Genomic DNA, 698 nt, shown 5'->3' on the forward strand with positions numbered 1-698 from the left:
TCTTCCAGCGGTAAAACGTCTGTTCGGAGATGCCCATCCGGCGCAGCACCTCCGCGACCGGTGTCCCCGTCTCGGCCTGCTTCAGCGCGAAGGCGATCTGCTCCTCGGTGAACCTGCTCTTCTTCACGGCTCTGCTCCTCCCATCAGGGGCTCACACACCCGGAAAACTCGCACTCACGCCGGACCAAAGCGATGGGGGGACGTCAATCCGCGCGCCTTCGTTCGCGCGGTCGCGGAGCAGGTGCCAGGCGCCGCCCGCGCCAACGACGAGCGCGGTGGTCCGGTAAGCGGCCAGGACCATGTGGACGAGGCGATAGGGGAAGGACGGATTGAAGACGATGGCCCACCAATCGGCCGGCACGAACTGGCCGGCCGCGTTGACCGTGTGACCCTGCGGCGTCTGCATCCAGGAATTCACGGACAGGATCCAGAACGCCGAGAAGAAGGTCCCGATGGCCACCATCAGGGTGGCGAGGAAGTGCAGGCGCGGGCCGACCTTGCTCATGCCGAAGAGCATGACGCCGAGGAAGCCGGCCTCCAGGAAGAAGGCCGAGAGCACCTCGTAGGCCATCAGCGGACCGAGAACCGGCCCCGTTTTGTCGGCATAGACGGACCAGTTCGTGCCGAACTGGTAGGACATGACCAGTCCGGACACGACGCCCATAGCGAAGGCGATGGCGAAGATCTTGATCCAGTAC

2 protein-coding genes are annotated in these 698 nt (G+C 64.8%); both read right to left on the reverse strand.

What is annotated here, in order from left to right; translation table 11 throughout:
• The coding region (locus C1631_RS25265) for a transposase (protein ID WP_165828368.1) at positions 1-127 on the reverse strand (127 nt) is incomplete at its 3' end.
• Between the two features lie 24 nt (positions 128-151).
• Positions 152-698 (reverse strand): cytochrome ubiquinol oxidase subunit I (locus C1631_RS25270; RefSeq protein ID WP_497707254.1); only part of this gene is annotated, 547 nt, incomplete at its 5' end.

The sequence above is a fragment of the Chryseobacterium phosphatilyticum genome (genome assembly GCF_002899825.2).
GTDB lineage: Bacteria > Bacteroidota > Bacteroidia > Flavobacteriales > Weeksellaceae > Chryseobacterium > Chryseobacterium phosphatilyticum.